The sequence below is a fragment of the Pseudomonas sp. FBCC-B1667 genome (genome assembly GCF_059133255.1).
Genome location: NZ_CP101437.1, coordinates 5,299,399 through 5,321,717, shown reverse-complemented (window position 1 = coordinate 5,321,717; position 22,319 = coordinate 5,299,399). Strand labels below are relative to the sequence as shown.

The window sequence follows — 22,319 nt, the reverse complement described above, 5'->3', positions numbered from 1 at the left end:
TTGCAGCTTGGGTGCATCGGTCGGTTGCAAGCACCTTTCAAGGCACGCCGGGGCTGCTGGCGCGACGCTAAAAAGGCGCGGCAGTATACCGCGCCTCGCGGGCGGGTACACGCGCCGGCAGTCAATCGTTGGTCTCATAAAGGCTGGCGCAAGGCTGTTGCTTTTGTGACCCTCGCCACAGGCAAGCCCTCTTGCCACAGGCGATCTCCTCATCTCAGGTTTTCTGCCATTCAGGGCCATGCTTTTGACGCCAGTTTTTTGCCCCTAAAATTGAATGGTCATTTGTCCGGCTCGCCACTAAAGTGGCAGTCGGCCTGTAGAGTAGGACACTCAAACAGCCTCCTTTCGCATGGTGAGTCAACGATTGACCCATAACGCCATCCAACGGCTTTTACTCAAACGCTTTGCCCTTGCAGCCGGCACCTATGCCTTGGCCTTGATGTTGCTGTGGCTGGCGTTTTTCACCGGACATTACGACGAACCTGCGGCCAGCGTGGCCGTCGGCACCGCACTGGTGGTCATCAGCCAGGCGGCGTTGTTCGTGGTGTTTTACAGCGGCTGCAACCTGCGTTTTTCCGACCCCAGCCTGACCGAAGTGCAAGTGTTGATGGGGATCGGCTGGCAAACGTGGCTGATCGCCAATCTGGACGAAGCGCGCGGCGCGTTCCTGGTGTTTTACGTGCTGATCCTGCTGTTCGGGTTGTTCCATCTGTCGCGTCGAGCGTTAGTGCGATGTGCGCTGCTGGTGTTTTTCAGTTTCAGTGCGATCACGCTGTGGGAGGGCTACCACTTTCAGCTGCCCGACCCGGCGCTGGCCGGGTTGCAAGTGTCTGTGCTGTTTATCGTGTTGATCTGGCTGGTGCTCTACGCCCGCTATGTCCAGGCGTCGCGTCAACGCATGCGGCAACGACGCTTCGCCTTGCAAGCGCACCAGGACACCCTGCGCGGGATGATGCGCCAGCTCGAAGACCTGGTCGCCACCGACGAACTCACCGGGCTGTTCAACCGCCGCCATTTCCTGCGCCTGGCCTCACGGGAACTCAACGCCATGGACGCCGGTGTGATGCATGGCCTGGCGCTGATCGACCTCGACCACTTCAAACGCATCAACGATGTGCACGGCCATGCGGCGGGCGATCAGGTCTTGCAAGCCTTTGCCGGCGTCGCAACGGCATGCCTGCGAGACGGCGATGTGCTGGCGCGTTATGGCGGTGAAGAATTCGTGGTGCTGGTGCCTGACTGTGATGCCGAACGCCTGACCGCATGCTGTGAACGGTTGCGTATCGCCTTCACCGATGTCGAGTTGATTGGCCTCAATGTCGCCCACCTCAGCTTGTCGGCGGGCATGACGCTGCTGGAACTGGGCGACGATCTCGACGACGCCTTGCAGCGCGCGGACCAGGCGCTTTACCGGGCCAAGCGTGACGGGCGCAACCGCTGCGCGGCGGCCTGGGAGAACGTCGATGCCTGAGTTACGCGTCGGCGAGCGCCACTTTACGGTGGCGCCGGGCAGCAACCTGCTCGATGCCTTGAATCAAAACGGTGTGCCGGTGCCCTACAGTTGCCGCGCCGGTAGTTGCCATGCCTGCCTGGTGCAATGTGTGCAAGGCCTGCCCAGCGACAATCGCCCGGATGCCTTGAGCGCCGAGCAGCGCCAACAAGGCTGGCGCCTGGCGTGCCAGTGCCAAGTGGTCGAAGACCTGCACGTGCACACCTTCGACCCGCAGCAGGACGGTCGCCCGGCCGAGGTGGCCGCCGTGGATTGGTTGAGCGCCAGTGTGTTGCGTGTGCGCCTGACCCCCGAGCGTCCGCTGCGCTACAGCGCCGGGCAACATCTGGTGTTGTGGGCGGGCAACGTGGCGCGACCTTACTCGTTGGCCAGCCTGCCGGAAGAAGACCGCTTTCTGGAGTTTCACCTTGATTGCCGCCAGCCCGGGGCATTCAGCGACGCGGCCCGTCAGCTGAAAATCGGTGACCCGATACGCCTCGGCGAGCTGCGCGGCGGGGCCTTGCATTACGATCCGGACTGGCACACCCGACCGCTCTGGCTGTTGGCCGCCGGCACCGGTTTGGGGCCGCTGTTTGGCGTGTTGCGCGAAGCGCTGCGTCAGGATCATCAAGGGGCTATCCGCGTCATTCACCTGGCCCATGATGCCCATGAGCATTACCTCGCCAAACCCCTGCAAGCCATGGCCGATGGCCGGGAAAACCTCAGTGTCGAACGCTGGACCCCGGCCGAGTTGCCGCAGGCATTGGCGCAACTGCGGCTTGTCTCCCGGCAAACCCTGGCCTTAGTCTGCGGAGCCCCCGACAGTGTCGACGCCTTTTCCCGGCGCCTGTACCTCGCGGGTTTGCCGCGCAATCAACTGCTGGCCGATGTGTTCCTGCCTCGTGGTTGAGCGCTGATTTTTTCAGACGCGAGACCCACCATGACCGATGCCATCCAGATTGAACGCGAACGCGGTGTGCTGACGCTGCGCCTGAATCGCCCCGAAAAGAAAAACGCCCTGACCCGCGCCATGTACTCCGACTTGGCCGACGCATTGAAGCAGGCCGACACCGACGCCGAAATCAACGCCGTACTGATCACTGGCAGTGCCGAGTGCTTCACCGCTGGCAACGACATCGCCGACTTCATCCAGCAACCGCCGGGCAACCTCGACAGTCCGGTGTTTCAGTTCATGCTCAATTTGCTGGAATGCCGTAAACCGGTGGTCGCTGCGGTGGCGGGTGCGGCGGTGGGGATTGGCACGACGATGTTGCTGCATTGTGATCTGGTGTATGTCAGTCGGGATGCTCGCCTGAGGATGCCATTCGTTAACCTCGGGTTGTGTCCGGAATTTGGTTCCAGCCTGATCTTGCCGCGTTTGATTGGGCATGCCAAAGCGGCGGAATTGTTGCTGCTGGGTGAAGGGTTCAGCGGTGAACAAGCGGCAGCGTGGGGGATAGCGACCGAGGCATTGGGTAGTGGCGAAACGGCGTTGGCCAAGGCACGGGAGATGGCGTTGCGCTTTGAATCGTTGCCGCCGGAAGCCGTGCGCATCAGCAAGCAATTGATGAAAGCACCGGACCGGGAATTGCTGCGCAAGGTGATCGAAGAAGAGGGGGCGTTGTTCACTCAGCGGCTGCGCTCGCCGGAAGCGTTGGCGGCGTTGACCGGGTTTATCAAGCGGCATTGAATCTTCGATGACTGGGCTTGCTCGCGAAGGCGTCAGTCCTGACACCACATTTTCAGGACCAGAAAGCAAAAAGCCCCGCCATTCACGTGGCGGGGCTTTTGTATTTCAGCGGCCGGTCACTCAGACCATCGGGTCGCCAACGTGCAGGATTTTCATCCCGTTGGTGCCGCCAATGGTGTGGTAGCTGTCGCCCTTGGTCAGGATGACCCAGTCGCCTTTCTCCACAACGCCGCGCTTGAGCAACTCGTCGATCGCGGCCTGGCTGACTTGCTCAGGCGGCAACGATGCCGGGTCGAACGGTACGGTGTAGACGCCGCGGAACATGGCCGCGCGGGCCTGGGTTTCGCGGTGCGGGGAGAACGCGTAGATCGGCACCGAAGAGCGAATGCGCGACATGATCAACGGCGTGTAGCCACTTTCGGTCAGGGCGATGATCGCCTTCACGCCCGGGAAGTGGTTGGCGGTGTACATGGCCGCCAGGGCGATGCTCTGGTCGCAGCTTTCGAACACTTTGCCGATACGGTGGCTGGAGGTCTTGCTGGTCGGGTGCTTTTCAGCGCCGACGCAGATTCGCGCCATCGCCTGCACAGCTTCCAGTGGGTACAGACCGGCAGCACTTTCGGCCGAGAGCATCACGGCGTCGGTGTAGTCGAGCACGGCGTTGGCCACGTCGGACACTTCAGCGCGAGTCGGCATCGGGTTCTGGATCATCGACTCCATCATCTGGGTCGCGACGATCACGGCCTTGTTGTGGCGGCGTGCGTGCAGAATGATTTTCTTCTGAATGCCCACCAGCTCGGCGTCGCCGATTTCCACACCCAAATCACCACGGGCAACCATGACCGCGTCGGACGCCTGGATCAGCGCGTCGAGGGTTTCATCGTCGGCCACGGCTTCGGCGCGTTCGATCTTCGCCACCAGCCAGGCAGTGCCGCCGGCTTCGTCGCGCAGTTGACGGGCGTATTCCATGTCGGCGGCATCACGCGGGAAGGACACGGCCAGGTAGTCGACTTCCATCTCGGCAGCGAGTTTGATGTCGGCCTTGTCTTTCTCGGTCAGCGCCGGAGCCGTCAGGCCACCACCGCGACGGTTGATGCCTTTATGGTCGGACAGCGGACCGCCGATCAGCACGGTGCAGTTCAGCTCGGTGGCGGTGGCGGTATCAACGCGCATCACCACGCGGCCGTCGTCGAGCAGCAGCTCGTCGCCCACGCCACAGTCTTTCACCAGGTCCGGGTAGTCGATGCCGACCACTTGCTGATTGCCTTCGGTCAGAGGATGGCTGGTGGAGAAGGTGAACTGGTCACCGATCTTCAGCTCGATCTTCTTGTTGGCGAATTTGGCGATACGGATTTTCGGGCCTTGCAAGTCACCCAGCAGGGCAACGAAACGACCGTGCTTGGCCGCGAGGTCACGCACCAGCTTCGCGCGAGCCTTGTGCTCGTCGGGGGTGCCGTGGGAGAAGTTCAGGCGGGCGACGTCCAGGCCAGCCAGAATCAGCTGTTCGAGAACTTCCGGCGAGTTACTGGCCGGGCCAAGGGTAGCGACGATTTTGGTACGACGGACGGACATGCAAAGACTCCTGAGTTCAAGCGCTGAGTGAGGCTACTATGCTCTAGGGGTGTAGTCATTGTTCAAGTGCACTACTTTTTGTGAAGAGCTTTGTTATTCGCTTGTTTATTCAAATGAATACTTTCGGTTACCGGCAGCCTGAAGAATTTCGCCAGCAGGCCGATACAGCGCTCAAGACAGGAGATCCCCCATGCGATTTGCGCTCATTGCCGTCCTTGCCCTCAGTGTGACGGGTTGTGCCCGTTGGTCGATGAACCATCATTTAAACCTCGCGTACAGCGCCTACGACCGTGGCAATTGCGAGCAGGTCATGCTCGAACTGTCGAAAGTCGAGCGCTCCAGCCGTGCGCGGCCTTATGTGTGGCCCGAAGTGTCGATGATGCGCGGCCAGTGCCTGGAACGGCAGATGCTGTTCGTCGATGCGGCCCAGACTTACCAGTACATCATCGCGACCTACCCGCAAAGCGAATACGCCTACCGCGCCCGCGCCCGTCTGGAGACCCTGCAGAGCACGGGCCATTACCCGGTTCGCAGCGCCGCAGCCGTACGCCCTGCGCAGTTCTGATTGCGGCTGTCATACAAAGGCTGGCTCACCGACGATGGTGAGCTATAGTCCAAGAGATCGGTTTAGAGCCTTGCCTCTGCGCCGAGGTCATACCTGAGATCGGCAGGAGTAAGCGTCAGCGTTGTAGGGACTGACGCACCGGCATCGGGGAGAGCGTGCCGCGGCCTCTATCTATACAGATAGTAGGAAGGCCCGTTCCGAAGCATTAGTGCGGCCCTGCTTAAGGGCCTTGCTGGGCCATTTGCGCATGTTTACCGACCGCCGGATCGAGCGGCATCAACTGCCGTATTTCCTCAGAGTGTTCAACAGCATCACCGACAAACCCATCGGCTTTCTCGGCAACGTGTCTGCGGACGGGCTGATGCTCATCAGCCAGTTGCCGATGATGGTGGGCGTCGACTTTGCCCTGCGTCTGAAAATCCCCGCCCTCGAGGGTTGCCAGCAGGTCATCGACCTGACGGCGAGTTGTCTGTGGTGCCATGAAGACGCAACGCCCCAGCACTATGACGCCGGGTTCCGCCTGCAACGGGCGCCGCCGGAGTTTGGGCAATTGGTGGAGGCGTTGACGCAGTATTTCAGTTTTCAGCCGATGCCTGCCTCGGCCTGAAGTTTTTTGGTGGCTTGACTACCGTCATCGCGGGCAAGCCACGCTCCCACAGTGTTTCATGGTGATCACAAAAGTTGTGTTCACCACAGAACCCTGTGGGAGCGGGCTTGCCCGCGAAGGCGTCAGCACAGGCGCCTGATATCTAAAGCTCAGGCCGTCTTGATCGCCTTCTCGTTATCCAGCGACCGCTCCACCAGTATCAACCCCAACTCACTCATCCGGTAAATCGCCATCGCCAGATGCCGCGGCGTGTTGTCCAGGCTTTCCGCCAGGTCGAGCGGCAGAATGCTGACCGTCGAAAACGTTTCGTAGGTCTCGATGGTCAAGGCTTCGGGATTGGCGTCCGGGACAACGGTGAACATTTTCATGGCGCGGTCCTGGGAAGAGCGAAGGGTATCGACGTCGGGTTTGAGGTAGTGGTCGAGCGCCTTCGGCGGCGGCGTGGAGCTTTCTTGAATCGAGGGTGGCGTAGGGGGAAACCGGGTCGGTTTCGGGGGGTGGATTGGGTGTTGGTTTAAACATGATCGATCTCCGTTATAGGGCTGCCACCATCTCGCGACTAAACGAGGGAGGGTGGCGGCTGTAAGCAGGTTAGTCGACCGGCGGAGATACGAATTCCGGCGCGCCCAAGGGCGCCCTGCGAACAGCCACCATCAAGTGCGGGGATAGGGAATACCCGACTGGATGACGCTTATACACATGTATCAAACCGCCGGGCGACTAAACCCGATCGCTGATTGGCAGCGACGAGGATCAAGTTACAGGGCAAGACCAAGGTGCACAAGCCGGCGGATTCTGGCGGATGTGTAGTCCGTTGCGCAAGGCGTTGTAGTCACTTGGCGAGGGCCTGAAAAATCGGGATGAAGCTCAATTTGATGATCATGCCGTTCATCGGAACTGTCAGATTTTACAGGTAGGCATTGCTTTGGTTCGCGGCGTAGAAAGGAGCCTTGAGATTTCCACGGCAGGCGGCGACGGAGCGGGATCATGTCAGAAGACGAAAGCAAGTTCAGCGAGACTGAGTTCAACCACGTTGAAAATCGCAGTGCCGGGGAACTCATCCAGTCCGCTGACATTGAGCATCCGGAGTCTGGCGGGACCATCACTCCGCTGAGCATCGGCGGTATCGTTAACGGAACCATCTACAATCTCGATCAGACGTTTCAGTTCCACTTGAATGCCGTTGGCAAACACCAGGTCTGGTTCTCGCTCTGGATCAGCGGAACCTTGTTTTGGGAAGTTAAAGGGGAATGGTTCGAGGGGTTTGTATGGCACAGTCGTCGACTCACCAACTCGGGTATATCAGGTAAATGCGAACTCAAGCATTATTGGCAGTACCAAAATCAGCATTCAGGCTGGCATACAGTTAATGTGTGTTTGAGTGACTTACCCGTTATCGATAACTCATCAGTGTTTACCAACGCCATTACGGGGTCGGGTGGCGATTCAACGGAGTTGAGTGTCTGGATACCTGCTGGTAGTCAGCTGTCGGCTGCTGTAAGGGGTACTAATAGCAGATGGTCGATACCTCTATTGTCCGCAGTGCACCCAGGAACTTTTGATATTACCGTTGAGCAATATGTCAGCGGGTATCATCGTCGGTACTCTTCCATAAAAAAAATCACGTACCTCACCTATCCGAAAGTATTTACGCCCGCAAACAACGGAGTGGTAAAGCTTGGTACGCAAGTACCAGTTAATGGCACTTGGGGCGCGGCGGGTGAACTCATTCAAGTCATGAATCAAAACGGTACAATTAACTTCGGGGAAATAAAAGCGGGAGCCGATGGTCGATGGGGGATAACTGTGAATTTCGGGTATCACTACCCTCACGGTGGTTCGCAAATTATTAATGTGCGGCATGAGAAATCAGGCAATGCTGCCTGGACACAAGTAAACGTATTTTTTCTCGCCCCTCCGACTATCGATGCTGGCCCGCTAGAAGTGGAAACGGACTTTACTATTGTGGGGGCAGGGCACACAGGTACTGCAGGGCTTAGTGTCCGTGTTTATCTCGACTTGTCGAGCACAAGTCTGGGCAACGGGGCGGTTACAAATGGCAGATGGTCTGTGAATGTGAAGTTAATTCCCGGTGTCCGCACCCTGACAGCGATACAGTTCTACGGCGGAGTTGAATCCGAACGTGCCGCCACGCGTAAAGTTCACGTCAGGCCACCGGTAGTAGAGTTGCTTGACGCGATCCCGACTGCCGATGGAACTGTAACAATAAAAGGAAAAGGGCATGTTGGTGCGGAGATCAATCTTCACTACAAAGGCAATGCCAGCGTTCTGAAATCCTTTACTGTGACGTCGGCTTCGTGGACCCAGACTTACACCAACTGGCTACCCGGCACTTTCATTATTGGTGCACGTCAATGGGTCATGGGTAATAGCAATCAGAAAATCTATTCCGGGTGGGCTCAAGAAATCTCGTTCACGATCAACGTTCCGCCTCCCACCCTGACCCATAGCGTCGGTCTCGATCAGAAACCAGTATTTTCTGGTAACGGTAATGCCTGGGCTGACCAGCCTGCCGCCAAAGTCGAACTGCAGATCACAGGGTCTTCTAACCCCCTTCCTTCTTTGCCGATCGTCAACGTTGTGAACAATCGTTGGATGAATACAGCGATCACCCAGTGGGAGCCGGGTACTTATGTTGTAAAGGCGCGGCAACTGTTCAACAACCTCCAGTCGCAATGGACGCCGGATGTGCCAGTGGTCATCAAGGCGCCACTGCCCTCAATCGACACCATTACTGAAAACGGCTTGTCCCCGGACATTGCGGGCACCTGCTGGAAGGGTGCGGTGGTTACGCTCACTTTCAGCGACGGCGCCACGACCTATCCGGTCTCTGACACCGATAAGGACGGTCGCTGGACCTACCGTCGTCCTGCGTCTTTCGCCCCAGGTACGTACACCCTCAAGGTGACACAGACTTTCGGCGGGCAGACCTCGAACGAAGTGATCAAATCTTTCACAGTGGCCGTTCCCAAGCCCGTCATCAAAGCCATGACGCCGCCGGTGGGCCATGAGCCAGTTATTGAAGGCAGCGGCGGCTATGACGGTGCCGTGATGACGATTTACGATTATTTGACCGACCAGCCACTGGGCAGCGTGCCAGTGACTGAAGACGGGTGGTCGGTGCTTCTGTCGCTCGAATTTCGTGACTATCAGATATATGCCAGGCAGTTGTTCAACGGATTGTCATCCGAACAGAGCGAACCCATCAGCTTTAAAGCGGAGTTGTTGGCGCCCGTCGTCAACACGCCACAGCCTGTGGACACGGTTGCACGCTCCTTCAGAATCGAAGGCATTGCCAGCAAAAAAATAGGAATTGAAGTAGCGACGGTAGAGGTGTCGCTGGATGAGGGGGCCGAGCCATGGGCGAGAATCAGGGCCAACTATCGAGGCGAATTCTGGCTCGACGCGACCCTGCCGCCGGGCACTCACACGTTGAGGTTCAAGCAGCTTATCAAGGATCAGGAATCTGCATTCGGCAAGGATCTTGTGCTCGGGGTCGTGCCGGCCAAACCGGTCATCGAAACGCCCGCCGATGGCGAGGCGGTCGAGTCGCACCTGGCAGTTTCCGGCTTTGGTTACCCGGGCGATACGGTTAGCGTCGCCTTGACGGAGGCCCTTGAGGAAATCCTCGCCACCACGCAGGTGTCGGAACACGGCACGTGGTCGCTCTGGCTCTTGCTTGACCGGCCGGCCGGCCATCCCTCACTCGTGGTTCAACAGAGCTTCGAGCACCATCTTTCCGGATGGACAGCACCGCGACCGCTTGAGCTGCGGACTCAGCCACCGCAGTTTACGGTGCCGCTACCTGGCCGATGGGTCAAGCCCGAGTCGACGTTCGCGGGCACGTCGTGGACGGGTGCCGAGATTGAGCTACGTGCCTGGTTCAATCCGGAAATCCGTATGGCCACTTCCCGTGCTGTCGATGACGACTGGGAAGCGACGCCGGCGGACGATTTATCCCCAAACGAGCATTGGGTGTGTGCGACGCAAAGCGCGCAACAATCCGGCGGTGTCACACGCGTATCTGCCAGCGCTGACAGCCCTCGATTCGAAGTCGTGGTCGATAACGACGCCGCCGACTTGACCCCTTGAGTCCCCGATGAACGGCCCCGTTTACTGTCATTTATGACAGTAGACGGAGCGCGCGCGATACCGCCAAATGGCTGCAAAGGGAATGACGGAATGGTCATTCGGTTCCACATCAATGATGTGCAGCTCGCAGGAGTAACAGCATGGCCAAGTCCCCGATCCGAATCGCTCGACAGATGTACGAGCAACTCTTCGACGAGCCCTTGCGCCAGCAATTTTCCGCACTCAATGACTATCTCGACGAAGACGGCTCGGTATGTGTGCTGGCGCAAAAAGGCGTGGGTGGCCTGGTGTCCGAGTTTGGTCTCAGCGAGCAGCAGGCGCGTGCTTTTCAACAGCGAATCAACGGTCTGGCAACGCAGGTCATGCGCCGTTTTATCGAATACCGGCTGACCAATGAAGCGGCAACCGTGCCGTCGGCGGAAGGGATGAGCAACGGTCCGACTTATGCGCTTTTGTTCAATCCCAGGTTCGATGAACTCTGCCCGGCGAATGCGATTGAAGCCATTCATTCGCCCGCGGCTTATCTGGTCGTTCTGATGCATTGGGCACAACAGCGGCTCGGTGTCGCAGACGAGACGGCGTTGCCTCTGACGGGGCGGCGTCCAGACCTTGAGAAGTTGTTGATTGACAACACGACGATCAATGGCACGGTGACGTCGGTGGAGGTCGTTACCCGCGTGATGGAAACCTTTATCGAGAACACGAGCGGCGCGACGCAGAACATCGACAAGGACCTGAGCGAGCAGTTTTTCCCCAATAACTTGCCGTTTCACACCCCTTGGGAAACGCTCAATTACGTGCTGCGCAATGGTGCAGAGTCGGTCGGCAGTGTCGTGCGTCTTTGTGACCCGTTGTTTCCGTATTTCATTCGCCCGCTACCCTGGAGTGTCGAGTACGACAAGGCTTTCACCCAAGCCGCGAGGCTTAGCCCTGCGCAGCGAACAATTCTGACCGAGCAACGAAGTGAGCCGGGGGAGATAAATACGCGTTACTTCGGGTTGGCGCCGGAACTGGGAGGCAATCTCAGGCATGTAAGCGTGTTCAATGAGCGTACGAAGCTCGATTTTCAGGGCGTTGAAGCATTGTTATCGCTTGAGAAGTCGTCGACCACCTTGTCAGAGAATGTGCGAGGTCCAGAGGTCCCTGTTTCCGGGGTGGATGCCGGGTCGGTCTACATCCATGAAGGGAATAATCCTCCTATTTCCATCGAGTATGCAAACGCGGGATATCCCGAACTTTTCAATTTGTTCAAGGACGCCCGTCACGAACACTATGACCGCATGAATCGAAAACTGCGCCTGGACGGATGGTTGGAATTACCCTCCCATGACGTCGATGCAGTGATCGTCGCGGCCATGCATGCTGAAAGTTCGCCAGAACTCCCTTCGTATGAAATAACCGAAAACACCGTTCGTGCGCTGGGCCTGTTCCAGGAGTTGCGCGAGCAATATGCCTGCACCGCCGAGGAGTTTGCAGCGTTCTTTTGGCGGATTTCGATTTTTGGTCGAGGCACGGAAAAAGCTCAGTTTGACCGTATATTCAACGAACACATACGCTTCTCAGTCCCTTTCAAGATCGACGGCGGCGCGTTTGCAATCCTACCGGTTACCCCGGCAGACCTGCTCACGGTCAATCAGTTGCGCAGTGGTCTGGGTATCGATCTGGAGACCTATTTCTACCTCGCGCATTTTGTCGCCGATGCCCATGGCGTCACCGAGCTTGCACGCAGTTTGCCGATTGTTTCCAGTTTCTATCGCATGGCCAGGTTGCCGCGTTTGCTGGGAATTACGCCCATTCAGGCCATCCTTTTACTGGGCGTGATAGGTGGCGAAGCGTGGGTGACCCCGCTGGCCGGTACGTCCCGTATCGCTGCTCAGCGCAATGACGCAACACCGGACACATTGGGTGTCATTCACGCCCTTATGGAGTGTGTTCGCTGGTGTCGCGATGCCGATCTGCCCGTGCACTGGGTGATCGAGCAGGTGACGCCGATCACGCAATCGTCACTGCCGAGCGACGCACAACGTGAGCTGTTTTCCCAATTGCAGGTACAGCTCCCTCCCGTGTTGTTGACCGAACAAGCGTTGACTATCGCGGGTGTTCCAGCCTTGTCGAATAATCGCCAATGGATGAACGAGTTGCGGGCTCTGGTGGATGAACAAGGGCTGGTCGTTCACTTTACGCAAACGCCACAACAGTCATTCGAGTCCTATGCCCAGGAGGTGATCGATCGCGTGGTGAGGGCCACCATAGGCGGTATCGACGACGCTGCCCGACGCGTCATCGTCGAGAAGATCCTCGCGGTAGTACTGCGCTCCGAAGCCGGCCAGCGCAATGTGGTGCAAGGCAGCCTGGGCGCCTATGCCAGGCTTGCTTCGGAACAGGTGCTGCCGGTGCTGACATGGTCCGGGTCAACGGTGTATGGCGTATTGGCCGAGGTGCTGTCACGTTGGCCGGCTGAATCCGATAGTGCTTCGCGCCGACACGCCAACGAAGAGCCGGGCGACCCATTCCTGAGCGTGCTGGCGGAGTTTTCGCGACGCAGTAACGTGGCCGCGACGCTGCAACTGAGCGCGGGTTTCCTGGGGCACTTTATCCAGAACGGTTACGAGCGGTGGTTCGCGCTTGAGACCGTGCAAGCGTTCTCGATCTCGACCCTTTATGACCTCACGGTTTACAAACGAGCGGTCACGATGACCGGCCAACCCGAGGAAAAACTGCTCGATTATCTGCAGCGGGTCAATGCCTTGACCGACCTTGTCGGTGACGGAAAGCTGTTGGTTCAAGAGCGGGCGGCAAAATTGTTGGCGGAGCTGTTTGCATGGAGCGTCCGGGAAGTGCGCGCCTGCGCTGATCACGTCAATCCCGGGGAGGGTTTTATCCGTACTTTGACGCAGCTAGACCTACTGACCCGTATTCGTCAGCTCGCACAGCAAACGGAACTGAACGCGGAAACCCTGCTGGACGTGGCCAGGCTGTCGGCAGAGGGCATCTATGAGGATTACGCATCAGTAGCCGAGCAGGTCAGCGCCAGTTTGTCCGCCCGCACCGCCCCGACGCTGGCCGACGACGTCCTGGCGATTGGCCTGGATGTGCTGGTCACTTCTACTGTAAGCGCCACACAGTTGATTGCGAACGACCCCACCGATTATGTCGAGTACACCGTGCAGGTCTTGGACCTTTCGACCAGGCCGCTGAGATCGACCAATGTGCATTGGCGCTCCGGGCTGGGCCGATTTGATGCTTCGATGAGCGTCACTGACAACGACGGAAAAGCCACGGTGAAATTTTACCCGGGCTCGCAGATGGGCACGGCTGTTCCCTCATTCAATCTGGACCTGGGCAAGGAACGGGTCGCGCCAGCGGTCGAGATCGGCCCGGATCGGACGTCGCTGAGCATCACCACGGATAACATTTTTCCGGAGCCTCCAGGCCCGGTGCTGCTCGGAACACCGGTCACCTACAGGGCAACGGTGGTCGATGACTATGAAAACCGTTTTGTGGGCGAGCAGGTGACATGGACGTTGGGTCCCGTTCCTCAACCGGTAGTCCATACCCGGACCAACAGCAGGGGAGTCACTGAGCTGACGTTTACCAGCGGTGATGCCGGGCAAGTAAATGTCGAGGCCACGATAGGAAGCGTTTCCCTCTCGTTCCGGCCAATCCAGTTCGTTGAAGCGCTACCTCAACCCGAATAAGCCCACTGGCTTTTGAGTGCCATGGCATGCGCCAGGACGAGCCGTGGAAAATTGATACTGACAGGAGACGGTGATGGCCAAGCAATCGTTCGATGACCTGGCGGCTCTACGGCGCAATGCCTTGATAGACCTCAGCCTGAATGCCAAACACGCCAAGGAACAATGGCCGTTTCCGATGAAGCTTAAAACGGCCGATGATCTGTTCGAATGGCTGCGCTCAGACCCTCTGGACAGCCAGCAGATCAAGACCTCCTGGGGGGCGGAGGGGGGGAGTTGCCTGCAGCAATACATCCATGCGGTGTATCAAAAGCTCGAACCGGGTTATAGCGGCCGCCAATTTGACCCGGACGACCTGGAAGAATGGAACATCGCCAGCAGCTACGGCCCCTGGTCGGCGAGCCAGTTGCTCAAGTGCACACCCGAGGATTACATCACGCCTTATGTGCGCATTCGCAAAAGCAGTTTGTTCAAGACGCTCGAGAGTCATCTGAATCAGACGCGCCTGACCACGGATTCGGTGCAACAAGGGGTGCAGGAGTATCTGCGCGCCTTCGAGGAAACCTGCAACCTGAATGTGCTGACCTGCTACATGGATGGCGCGAACCCGAAAAACAGTCATTACTACTTTGTCGGTCGGGAGCGTGTTGCACCCTATCGCTATTTTTGGCGCAAGGCCGACATAGAGGTTGCCGACAATTCTGAAGCCGTAAACCCTACCGCGTGGGGAGAGTGGCAACAGGCTGACATCCCGACCGACGAAAGCGTGCTGGACAGCCGCCTGGTGTTTTGGGAAGGCCGTTTGTGCATGGTCTGGGTTGAATGGCGCCACGCGCTGTTTGACAAGCTTGTCGATGGAACGCTGCTAAAACCTTATGAGCTGGAAGTCAAAGTGGCTTTCATTGCGTTGAACGGGCGTTGGTCACCGCCTATTCGCTTGCATCTGGCCCAATTTGACCAAGACGTATCGCAGGACTGCCGGCTGGTGGCGGTGGTTTTGCGCAATGAGCTGGACACCCGATACCCCGAAGGCCGGCTGGCCGTGCATGTCACTAGTGGCAATGCAGACACGGGTAAATCGGACGAGTCCGTGGCGATCTACGAAACTCGCGATCCTTTGCTGCGCAAAATGTCGGACGAAGGTCCGGTCATGGATTATCTGGCGAATGTGCTGTTTGCTGACCCTCGCACGGTTCAGCGGAGGATCGCGCCAAGCCAGTTTCCCGCCGTCACCAGTGCCATCGGCACAGGAATATTGGCCGACTACCTTGGCATCAAGGCTTACATCGTTGCTGACGGTGCTGAGTATAAGCTGCGTGTTCAGGGATTCTGTGAGCTTAAGGAACCAGGCAAGTCAGGGACACCGGAACCATTCACGCTGAAGGTGGAATACGCGACAGTAACCGAACCTCCCATTGAAGGCAGCTATTCCAACAACGGAGGCTGGACGACGGATTGGCTGGAAGTGAAGAGACCTTCTTTTGCCAACTACACGATTACGTGCACCTTGACCGGCGTCAGTTCAGGCGGAAGAACCGTTGTTTTACAGGTCCCGGCAACACTGCCTGCCCAGGGCCCTCTGCCGTTCATTCACAAACCCGCGGTGGGCGAGCCGGATAAAGGCGCGCAGTTTCTGGGGTTCAACCAGCCTGAACTGACCAAGCTCAAGTACGTTCGGCTGAACACGTTGATCGGTGCGGATCTGGTGTTTCGCTCCAATCTATCGATGGGGGCCGTGCTCGACTGGTCCACCCAATTCCCGGACGTGCCGCCGCTTCCTCAAGGGACAGAACCCAATGGTCCGTTTGACAGCAGCAACGGTTTGTTTTTCTGGGAACTGTTCTTCCATTTGCCGCATCTGGTGGCATGTCGCTTGAGCGATGAGCACCGTTTTCTCGAAGCCCAGCAATGGTTCCATTACCTGTTTGACCCTCAGGCGCCGGCGGAGGCGGCCGACGGTACCGTCGGTGCGAAGATCGCGTATTGGCGATGCCGGCCATTGGCGGTGAAACAAGGCACGGTTGAGTACGAGGCCTTTGCCCCCTCCGACCCGGACGCGATTGCGTACACATCGCCGCAGCATTACCAAATCGTGATTTTTCTCGATTATGTCCACAACATCATTGCGTGGGGTGATTGGCTGTACCGTCAGTTGACCCGCGACAGCCTTGTGGCTGCGAAGCTGCACTATGTGCGGGCCCTGTCTCTGATGGGACGGGCGCCGGACGGTAGAACACGCAACGATTGGACACCCCGGACATTGAAGGATCTGGTGGCTGAGGTCGACGTTAGAGCAGCACTGGCAGAGTTTGAAAAAACACTGATGCTGGAGGCGAACCCGCTGCCCGTCTCGACTGCCCGTTTTCTGCACCCGGGTGTGATCGGCACGACGTCTTTCAAATTGCCATTGAGCCCACGCTTGCGCGAGTCCTACGATTTGCCGGCCAAACGCATCTACAACCTGCGCAACAACCTGACTATCGACGGCAAGGAGTTATCGATTCCACTGTTCAGTGCCATGGACCCTAACGCCTTGTTGAACCATTTGGCGGCGGGCGGTATGGGAACAGCACGACCGATGGGGGGCCAATTGCGCGTGGCGGCGTTTCGTTGGCGAGTGTTGTTCGACGTGGCAATGCAGTCCGTGCAGTTGCTGCAAGAGTTCGGGAATGAGGTGCTGCGCCTGCTCGAACAACAGGATCGTATTGAGCTGGAAGAAATGCAGCAGCGGCATTTAACCGAACTGGGCGACTTTGCCCGTCGGTCGCAAGAAGAATTCCTGGAGCAACAGCGCGAGAGCCTGAAAGCATTGCAAAGCAGCCGGACCATGGCGCAGGAACGGCACCTGCATTTCAGCCAGTTGCACACTGGCAATATTTCTGACGATGAATACAAAGTCATGGAGGGAATCGACGTGGCTAATGCGCTGGCACAGGTTTCGACCGGGTTCAGGATCGCCGGGTCTGTCATTGCCGCGTTTCCCAAGATTTTCGGGTTGGCCAATGGCGGTCACAGACCTGAGGCGTTGCCCGAGGCAGTGGGTTATAGCTTCCAGATAGGCGCGGAGTTGGCGCGCTATGGAGCCGATAAAACAGAGCGGTCCGAAAACTATCGTCGGCGCCAGCAGGAGTGGGGGCTGGCAAGGGATCAGGCCAGCGCTGAAATGAACGCCCTCGATGCTCAAATCGACGCTCAGAGGCGCGCTATCGCTGCCGCCCACACCAGTCTGGATCAAACTCTCAAGGCTAACGCCCAGGCACTCAGCCAGTTCGATTTCCTCAAAACACGGGCGACTAACCTGGAGTTGTATCGCTGGTCGATCGGGCAGCTCAAGACCTTGCATTTCCAGGCCTACGACGCCGCCGTGGCGTTGTGCCTGGCTGCGCAGACGGCACTTCAGGCCGAAACCTGTGAGTTCACTTCAAGCACCATCCGGCCGGATGTCTGGCTCGACCAACGTCACGGTTTGATGGCAGGCGCTTCTTTACGCGCGGATTTGTTGCGCATGGAGTCGGATTATTTGCAGCGTTATGAGCGGCGTCTGGAGCTGGTCAAGACCATCTCCTTGCGCCAGTTGTTCGACGACGTCACCACTGGGCAAACGGGTTTCGACAGCTGGGGTGAAGCCTTCGACGAATTGAAAGAGACCGGCATCCTGAACTTCGAGCTTCGCCAGTTACTGTTCGATCGTGACTACCCCGACCATTACTGTCGGCAGATCAGTGCCGTCGAAGTGACGCTGCCGGTGCTCAAGCCTGCTTACGAAGATGTCAAAGCCACGCTGCTGCAAGTGGGCAGCTCCACGGCCACTCAACCGTCGTACCCGTCGTTGGACTATTTATACGGTTCTCCGAGCGAAGTGGCGCCAGCGGATGTGTTGATCAATTTGAGCAGCGGCCAACGCGTCGCCTTGTCTGTCGGGCTGGACGACAACGGCATGGCCGTCTTCAAACCCGATGAAGGCTTGCTCACCCCGTTCGAGAACACCGGCGCCGTGTCGCGATGGAAGCTGGCGTTTCCCTGGCCGAAGCGCACCCGCCAGGCCGCCATGCTGGCCTCGATGACCGACATCCTGGTCAAGATTACTTACACCGCCAAGGTCGGCGACGCGGCGTTTGCCAAAAAAGTTGAAGAGTGGGTGATCAAGGCTGATGCGAAGCACGAGCGCGAACCAGAGGTGACGCCATCATGAAAAAACTGCCTGATAACACGAACCAAAACCTGGCGCTCAATGGGGATTTCCAGAAGGCCTATGAACACTGGAAGGTGGGGGCTGGCAGCGAGTCAGACTTCCAGGTGAAGGGGGACGAATGGCAAGGAGAGCCCATCAGGTATGCGCAGCTCAAGAACGCTGTAGCGATTTTTCAAACGTTGATCGTTGAGGTCGAGCCAGCAGCGGGGGCGCGTTATCACCTGCGTTTTCTTTACCAAAACACCTTCAAGAGTGCGCCAGGTAAAGTACTGATCGGCAAAAAAGGCGTCGAGGATGTCGATAAACTGAGCATCGATTTGCCCTCCACGGGAGGGAGCACCAATGCGCAGCCCATGGCGGTCGACTTTCACGAGTTGGCGCATCACCTGCCGCTCGACCTTGTGCTTCATAAGGGTGACGATCTCGATATCACCCTGATCAGTCCGCGAAGAACGTCAGAGGACAGCGCGTCTGCGGATATACGGCTGACCCGCATCGAGCTTCATGTGGAATTAGCGCCATTGCGGTTGCTGGGATGGGTCCATGACAACCAGCGCTTTGATGCGGGCCAGGAACTTCACCTATGCCTGGGGGCCACGCAGGAACAACGTCATCAGTTGAAATTTGATGTTCACCCGCAAAGTGAATGGGTGGGCACCGATGCCTCGCTTTGGGCTGAGGAGAACCCGCAAGAGTCAATAATCACAACACCCGATCTTGGGCTTAACCAGTCGATCGAGCAGCCATGGTTTCTCGATTGCCCCCTGCTGGAAGGCGATGCGCCTTACCTGTTCGATTTGAATGTCTACAGCAAATACACCGCAGAACCTTACCCTGTTGCAGTTTCGCTGGGACATCATCGGCTGACGTTGAACGTACTTAAAAGTGCCACCTTCTGGCCGGTTCTGGAACATCACCAGACGGTGCCGCTGCAGGTTCAGGTTTTGTCACACTACACCGGTCAACCGGTTCCGGGCGTGGAGGTGACCTGGTGTCTGGGTGATGTCGTGCTGCATAGCGCCATCTGCGATGGCGAAGGAAATGCGGATTTCGACTACACCCCCGACATTGATGGGCTGCAGACCATTGAAGTCTCGGTACCGAGTCCTTACTACAACGACGCTGTCGTGCGAACGTCACTCGAAGTCCTGGTGCTCAGGGACGATCCGTTGAAAGCGGTGCAGGTCCGGTTCGAGCGTATGGAGGCCGCTGCCTGGGGCGAAAAAACCGGGTATCCCGACCGCGGCAGTACATACACATTCAGCTTGATTTTCCCTGCGGCGAGCCCGTTGTTGGGGGCGCAAATCGCCGTGGAGTGGAGCAAGGGAGGTTACCTGCCTGAAGATCTGGGCATCACTTCGACGCCTGATTTTGGCGATCCGAGGCATGTCACTGGCGATGAACTTGAATGGACACTTGTCTGCGGCGATGTGATGGATGCGCCATTTGGCTTGTTTCTGTCCTGCCCGATGCTGCTGCGCGAGTCGCGTGACAACACCCTGTCGCTGGCGCGTAACAACCTCACGATCGGCGAGGTGCGTGAGGCCAACAAATCACCGGCAGTGGATGAGCGCGATAGCGTGTACTGCATGGTGCAGGTGCTGACGCTCAACAATGAACCGGCGCTCAATGTTCAAGTGGATTGGGTCTTGTCTCAAGGCACCTTTACGTCCTACACCGGTGTCGGAGGCTGGGCCAGTGCATTCGATACACCGACGGTCGCGGGTGAATACGAGATGGTGGCGCAGGTCAAAGTCAGGGAAGGCGCGCCCCCGCTGACGCATTCCTTTCCGATCACTGCGCTGGCTTCCAGTGAATGGAAGGACGACATCGATTTCGTCTTTGATCAAAAAATCATCGACAGCCCAGGGGTGGGTATTTTGTGCTGGCGAGGTGGGCTCCATACCTTCAGGGTTGTCCCGAAACACCCGGGCAGCCCATTCATTGGGCAGATGATTACCCTGAATTGGCGCAAGGGTGTCGATCCGAACGTGGGGCTGGCTTTTGATCCGCCAATAGGAACGCCTGTTTTACTGACGCAAGAGGGGCATCAATGGGCAATCACTTCCGGCGTTGACCGTAGCGGTATTTTTGAACTGGAGGTCGAAAGCGGATACCTGTCGCGCAAACGGGAGCTGACCGGCCGTTTGATGGCCGAGAAATTCGATGATGAGGTCGAGCTGGTGTTCGACCAGATGACTTCGCCGGTAGCTTGCAGCACTTTTTATCCGTGTATTGGCGCGATTCATCAGTTGACCCTGTTACCGCATGCGTTCAGTCCGTTGCAGGGGCTTGAAACGTATTGGGGCCCCGTACCCTCAGTGCCATTACCGGAAAATATAGAACTCACGCCTGTCGGTACATCGCGCATGCTCATCACCGCAGGGGGGGCGCGATACACGTACAAGAGTTTGGCCAGTTCGGACAAGACACTGCTTAAAATTTTCTTCAACTTGAGTAAGTTCAACTTCAGCACTACCCCCCAGCATTTTCAACTGGACCACAACAAGGTGAAGGTGGGTGCTGTGCGTCAGGCGGCGATTGACCCTGTGATGAGTAACGGTGAACACGCCAGGTTGCAGGTTCAGTACTGGTCATGGTTCACCGATTTGCCCGTCCCGGGAATGCCTGTGCAGTGGAACGATACGCGGTCACTGCAGGCCCGGTCAGAGACTGATATAGAGGGGTGGGCAGGTCATGACTATGAACCGCTGGTGCCTGGGCCGAATACGGTCAGCGCGCGGGTGGTGAATCTTTATGACGGAAGTTCTGTCAGTGATGACTTCGAGGTCTTGGCCCTTTCTACCGATCCTTGGCAGGACCTCGGCGTCAAGACGGTTGACGACCCTGACGTTCAATCCTGGGCTGAGAGAACGTTCTTTCCCCGGCGTAACGGTCAGTTCGATTTTGTGCTGTCGGCGAACGAAGACAGCTATCTGCGGGGCCAGAAGCTGGCGCTGGGTATCTCGGGCGCGAGGCCCGGTGAGCTGGGGGTGACGATGGGCCCCGTCACGTTCGGACAGTGGCGAACGCTGGTCGATGAATTGCCCTGTACGCTGATCGCGGGTGATGAAAAGGATGGCGGCTTTTCCTTCCGGCTGGCGGCTTCGCGACTGCTGGCGCTGTCGCCTCCTAACGCTGTGTCACTGGGGGCGGGGTCTAGAGCCATCAAAATGTCAGCCGTTAACAGCAGCCTGCAAGCTGTTGACTGGGGCTCAATGGTTGAGTGTCAAGTAACCCTTCGGTCTGCCTTGTCCGGCAAGGCTGTTGTCGGGATGAAGGTTGAATGGGAGGGGCCGGATCTGGAACGGGTGTCGACAATCACCAATTTCTATGGTGTGGCAAGCGTCCGTTTCATGCCTGCATTTTCCGGTTTGGGGCAAGTGACTGCCACGGCCGGTGATAGCACCTTGTCGCTGAGCTACAAGGTCAACGAACCTCGAGAGATTCTTGAAATAACCAGCTCGAATTTGGTCGGCTATCCTGGCGAGGAGGTTAGCGCAGAGGTCACTGTAGTCGGCTTTGGTGGCAGGGTGCTCAAAGATGTTGAAGTCATATGGCGGTTTCACGCTGTGAAGCTAGTGCCGACAATAACGGGACCAGACGGTAAGGCAAGCATTCGCTTTAAATTGCCCTTCATTCAAGGCGACCGAGCGTTGACCGCTTCTGTCAGGGGCGGTGAACTGGGATGGGTAGCGGAGCGTCTGGTGTTTACGGTGCTGGAAGATGAGTGGGTTGTTGAAGACATTAGCTCTGACTCCTCTGATGTTTACCTGGGCGAATCAATGACCGCTGAAGCGAAGGTGCTGACTCGCCGATACGGAATCGCCGTGGAAGATGCCGAGGTGTCCTGGCAGTTTCCTTTTCTGAAATTGTTGGCCACACATACAGATTCTCAAGGGGTTGCCAGTATCGAACTCAAGCCAGTTCAGTTGGGCCAGCATGATTTAGTCGCGAGCGTCGATAACGGAACTCCGAATTTTAAAGGACTCACTATAGAAGTACTTGATCCGGCGACGTCACCAAAGCACGCCACGATCAAAAGTGTTGTGGCATCGAGAGACTCGATTACTCCACGGGAAATCGTAGTGTTTACAGCCGTGATCGTTTCCACCGTCACTCAAGAACCAATGTCAGACAGAGAAGTGTTTTTGTCTCTGAACGAGGGTGAATATAGGCAAGTTGCTACTGACTTCAGAGGTGAAGTGTCTCGGATCATGGGGGGCGCGGACGGGCAAGTGACGGGCTATGTCAGTTTTGAAATCGAAGTCAAAAATCCGGATGGTGCAACGCAGAATCGCAGGAAGACAGTCATCGTTGATCTGAACAAAACCATAGACGCTCTTGGAAGTAACGGTTGAAAAGGTTAGGGCACGCTGGGTATTTAATCGCAAAG

The 22,319-nt window shown here is 57.5% G+C and carries 10 protein-coding genes and 1 pseudogene; 9 read left to right on the top strand and 2 right to left on the bottom strand.

The genetic code is table 11. The annotated features are described in order from the left end of the window. Positions 1-364: 364 nt before the first annotated feature. Genes NL116_RS24620 through NL116_RS24610 form a run of 3 tightly spaced genes read left to right on the top strand, consistent with a single transcriptional unit; the run spans position 365 to position 3,179 of the window. Complete coding sequence (locus tag NL116_RS24620) at positions 365-1,471, top strand: GGDEF domain-containing protein (protein WP_494374425.1); 1,107 nt, start codon at positions 365-367, stop codon at positions 1,469-1,471. Further along, positions 1,464-2,399 (top strand): iron-sulfur-binding ferredoxin reductase, encoded by a 936-nt coding sequence (locus NL116_RS24615; RefSeq protein WP_494374424.1) that lies wholly within the window; start codon positions 1,464-1,466, stop codon positions 2,397-2,399. Before NL116_RS24620 ends, NL116_RS24615 begins: the two co-directional genes overlap by 8 nt. Positions 2,400-2,429: 30 nt before the next feature. Next, positions 2,430-3,179, top strand: coding sequence for an enoyl-CoA hydratase-related protein (locus tag NL116_RS24610; protein ID WP_494374423.1), 750 nt, complete (start codon positions 2,430-2,432; stop codon positions 3,177-3,179). Positions 3,180-3,299: 120 nt separating this feature from the next. On the opposite strand, the gene pyk is transcribed toward NL116_RS24610, so the two are convergent. Continuing rightward, positions 3,300-4,751, bottom strand: a complete 1,452-nt coding sequence (gene pyk / locus NL116_RS24605; RefSeq protein WP_027922904.1) for a pyruvate kinase — start codon at positions 4,749-4,751, stop codon at positions 3,300-3,302. Between the two features lie 190 nt (positions 4,752-4,941). On the opposite strand from pyk, the gene NL116_RS24600 reads away from it, so the two are divergent. Next, positions 4,942-5,316 (top strand): tetratricopeptide repeat protein, encoded by a 375-nt coding sequence (locus NL116_RS24600; protein WP_494374422.1) that lies wholly within the window; start codon positions 4,942-4,944, stop codon positions 5,314-5,316. Positions 5,317-5,563: 247 nt separating this feature from the next. Beyond that, the gene (locus NL116_RS24595; RefSeq protein ID WP_494374421.1) at positions 5,564-5,923 is read left to right on the top strand and encodes a PilZ domain-containing protein; all 360 of its coding nucleotides are present in this window, start codon (positions 5,564-5,566) and stop codon (positions 5,921-5,923) included. Positions 5,924-6,072: 149 nt separating this feature from the next. Here NL116_RS24595 and NL116_RS24590 read toward each other — a convergent pair. Further along, positions 6,073-6,445 (bottom strand): annotated as a pseudogene (locus NL116_RS24590) (DUF6124 family protein). A gap of 465 nt (positions 6,446-6,910) precedes the next feature. On the opposite strand from NL116_RS24590, the gene NL116_RS24585 reads away from it, so the two are divergent. The 4 genes from NL116_RS24585 to NL116_RS24570 all read left to right on the top strand — a co-directional run bounded on the left by NL116_RS24585 (position 6,911) and on the right by NL116_RS24570 (position 22,284). Beyond that, on the top strand, positions 6,911-10,036 hold the full coding sequence (locus NL116_RS24585) for an Ig-like domain-containing protein (protein WP_494374420.1): 3,126 nt from the start codon (positions 6,911-6,913) through the stop codon (positions 10,034-10,036). A gap of 140 nt (positions 10,037-10,176) precedes the next feature. Continuing rightward, positions 10,177-13,734, top strand: a complete 3,558-nt coding sequence (locus tag NL116_RS24580; protein WP_494374419.1) for a Tc toxin subunit A — start codon at positions 10,177-10,179, stop codon at positions 13,732-13,734. 73 nt (positions 13,735-13,807) lie between these two features. Next, on the top strand, positions 13,808-17,923 hold the full coding sequence (locus NL116_RS24575) for a Tc toxin subunit A-related protein (protein WP_494374418.1): 4,116 nt from the start codon (positions 13,808-13,810) through the stop codon (positions 17,921-17,923). After that, the gene (locus NL116_RS24570) at positions 17,920-22,284 is read left to right on the top strand and encodes a hypothetical protein (protein WP_494374417.1); all 4,365 of its coding nucleotides are present in this window, start codon (positions 17,920-17,922) and stop codon (positions 22,282-22,284) included. The genes NL116_RS24575 and NL116_RS24570 overlap by 4 nt, the downstream gene beginning before the upstream one ends. Positions 22,285-22,319: the final 35 nt, after the last annotated feature.

Coding starts and splice junctions, on each gene's coding strand:
- NL116_RS24615 (WP_494374424.1), top strand. CDS start 1,464: ATGCCTGAGTTACGCGTCGGCGAGCGCCACTTTACGGTGGCGCCGGGC.
- NL116_RS24610 (WP_494374423.1), top strand. CDS start 2,430: ATGACCGATGCCATCCAGATTGAACGCGAACGCGGTGTGCTGACGCTG.
- pyk (WP_027922904.1), bottom strand. CDS start 4,751: ATGTCCGTCCGTCGTACCAAAATCGTCGCTACCCTTGGCCCGGCCAGT.
- NL116_RS24600 (WP_494374422.1), top strand. CDS start 4,942: ATGCGATTTGCGCTCATTGCCGTCCTTGCCCTCAGTGTGACGGGTTGT.
- NL116_RS24595 (WP_494374421.1), top strand. CDS start 5,564: ATGTTTACCGACCGCCGGATCGAGCGGCATCAACTGCCGTATTTCCTC.
- NL116_RS24585 (WP_494374420.1), top strand. CDS start 6,911: ATGTCAGAAGACGAAAGCAAGTTCAGCGAGACTGAGTTCAACCACGTT.
- NL116_RS24580 (WP_494374419.1), top strand. CDS start 10,177: ATGGCCAAGTCCCCGATCCGAATCGCTCGACAGATGTACGAGCAACTC.
- NL116_RS24575 (WP_494374418.1), top strand. CDS start 13,808: ATGGCCAAGCAATCGTTCGATGACCTGGCGGCTCTACGGCGCAATGCC.
- NL116_RS24570 (WP_494374417.1), top strand. CDS start 17,920: ATGAAAAAACTGCCTGATAACACGAACCAAAACCTGGCGCTCAATGGG.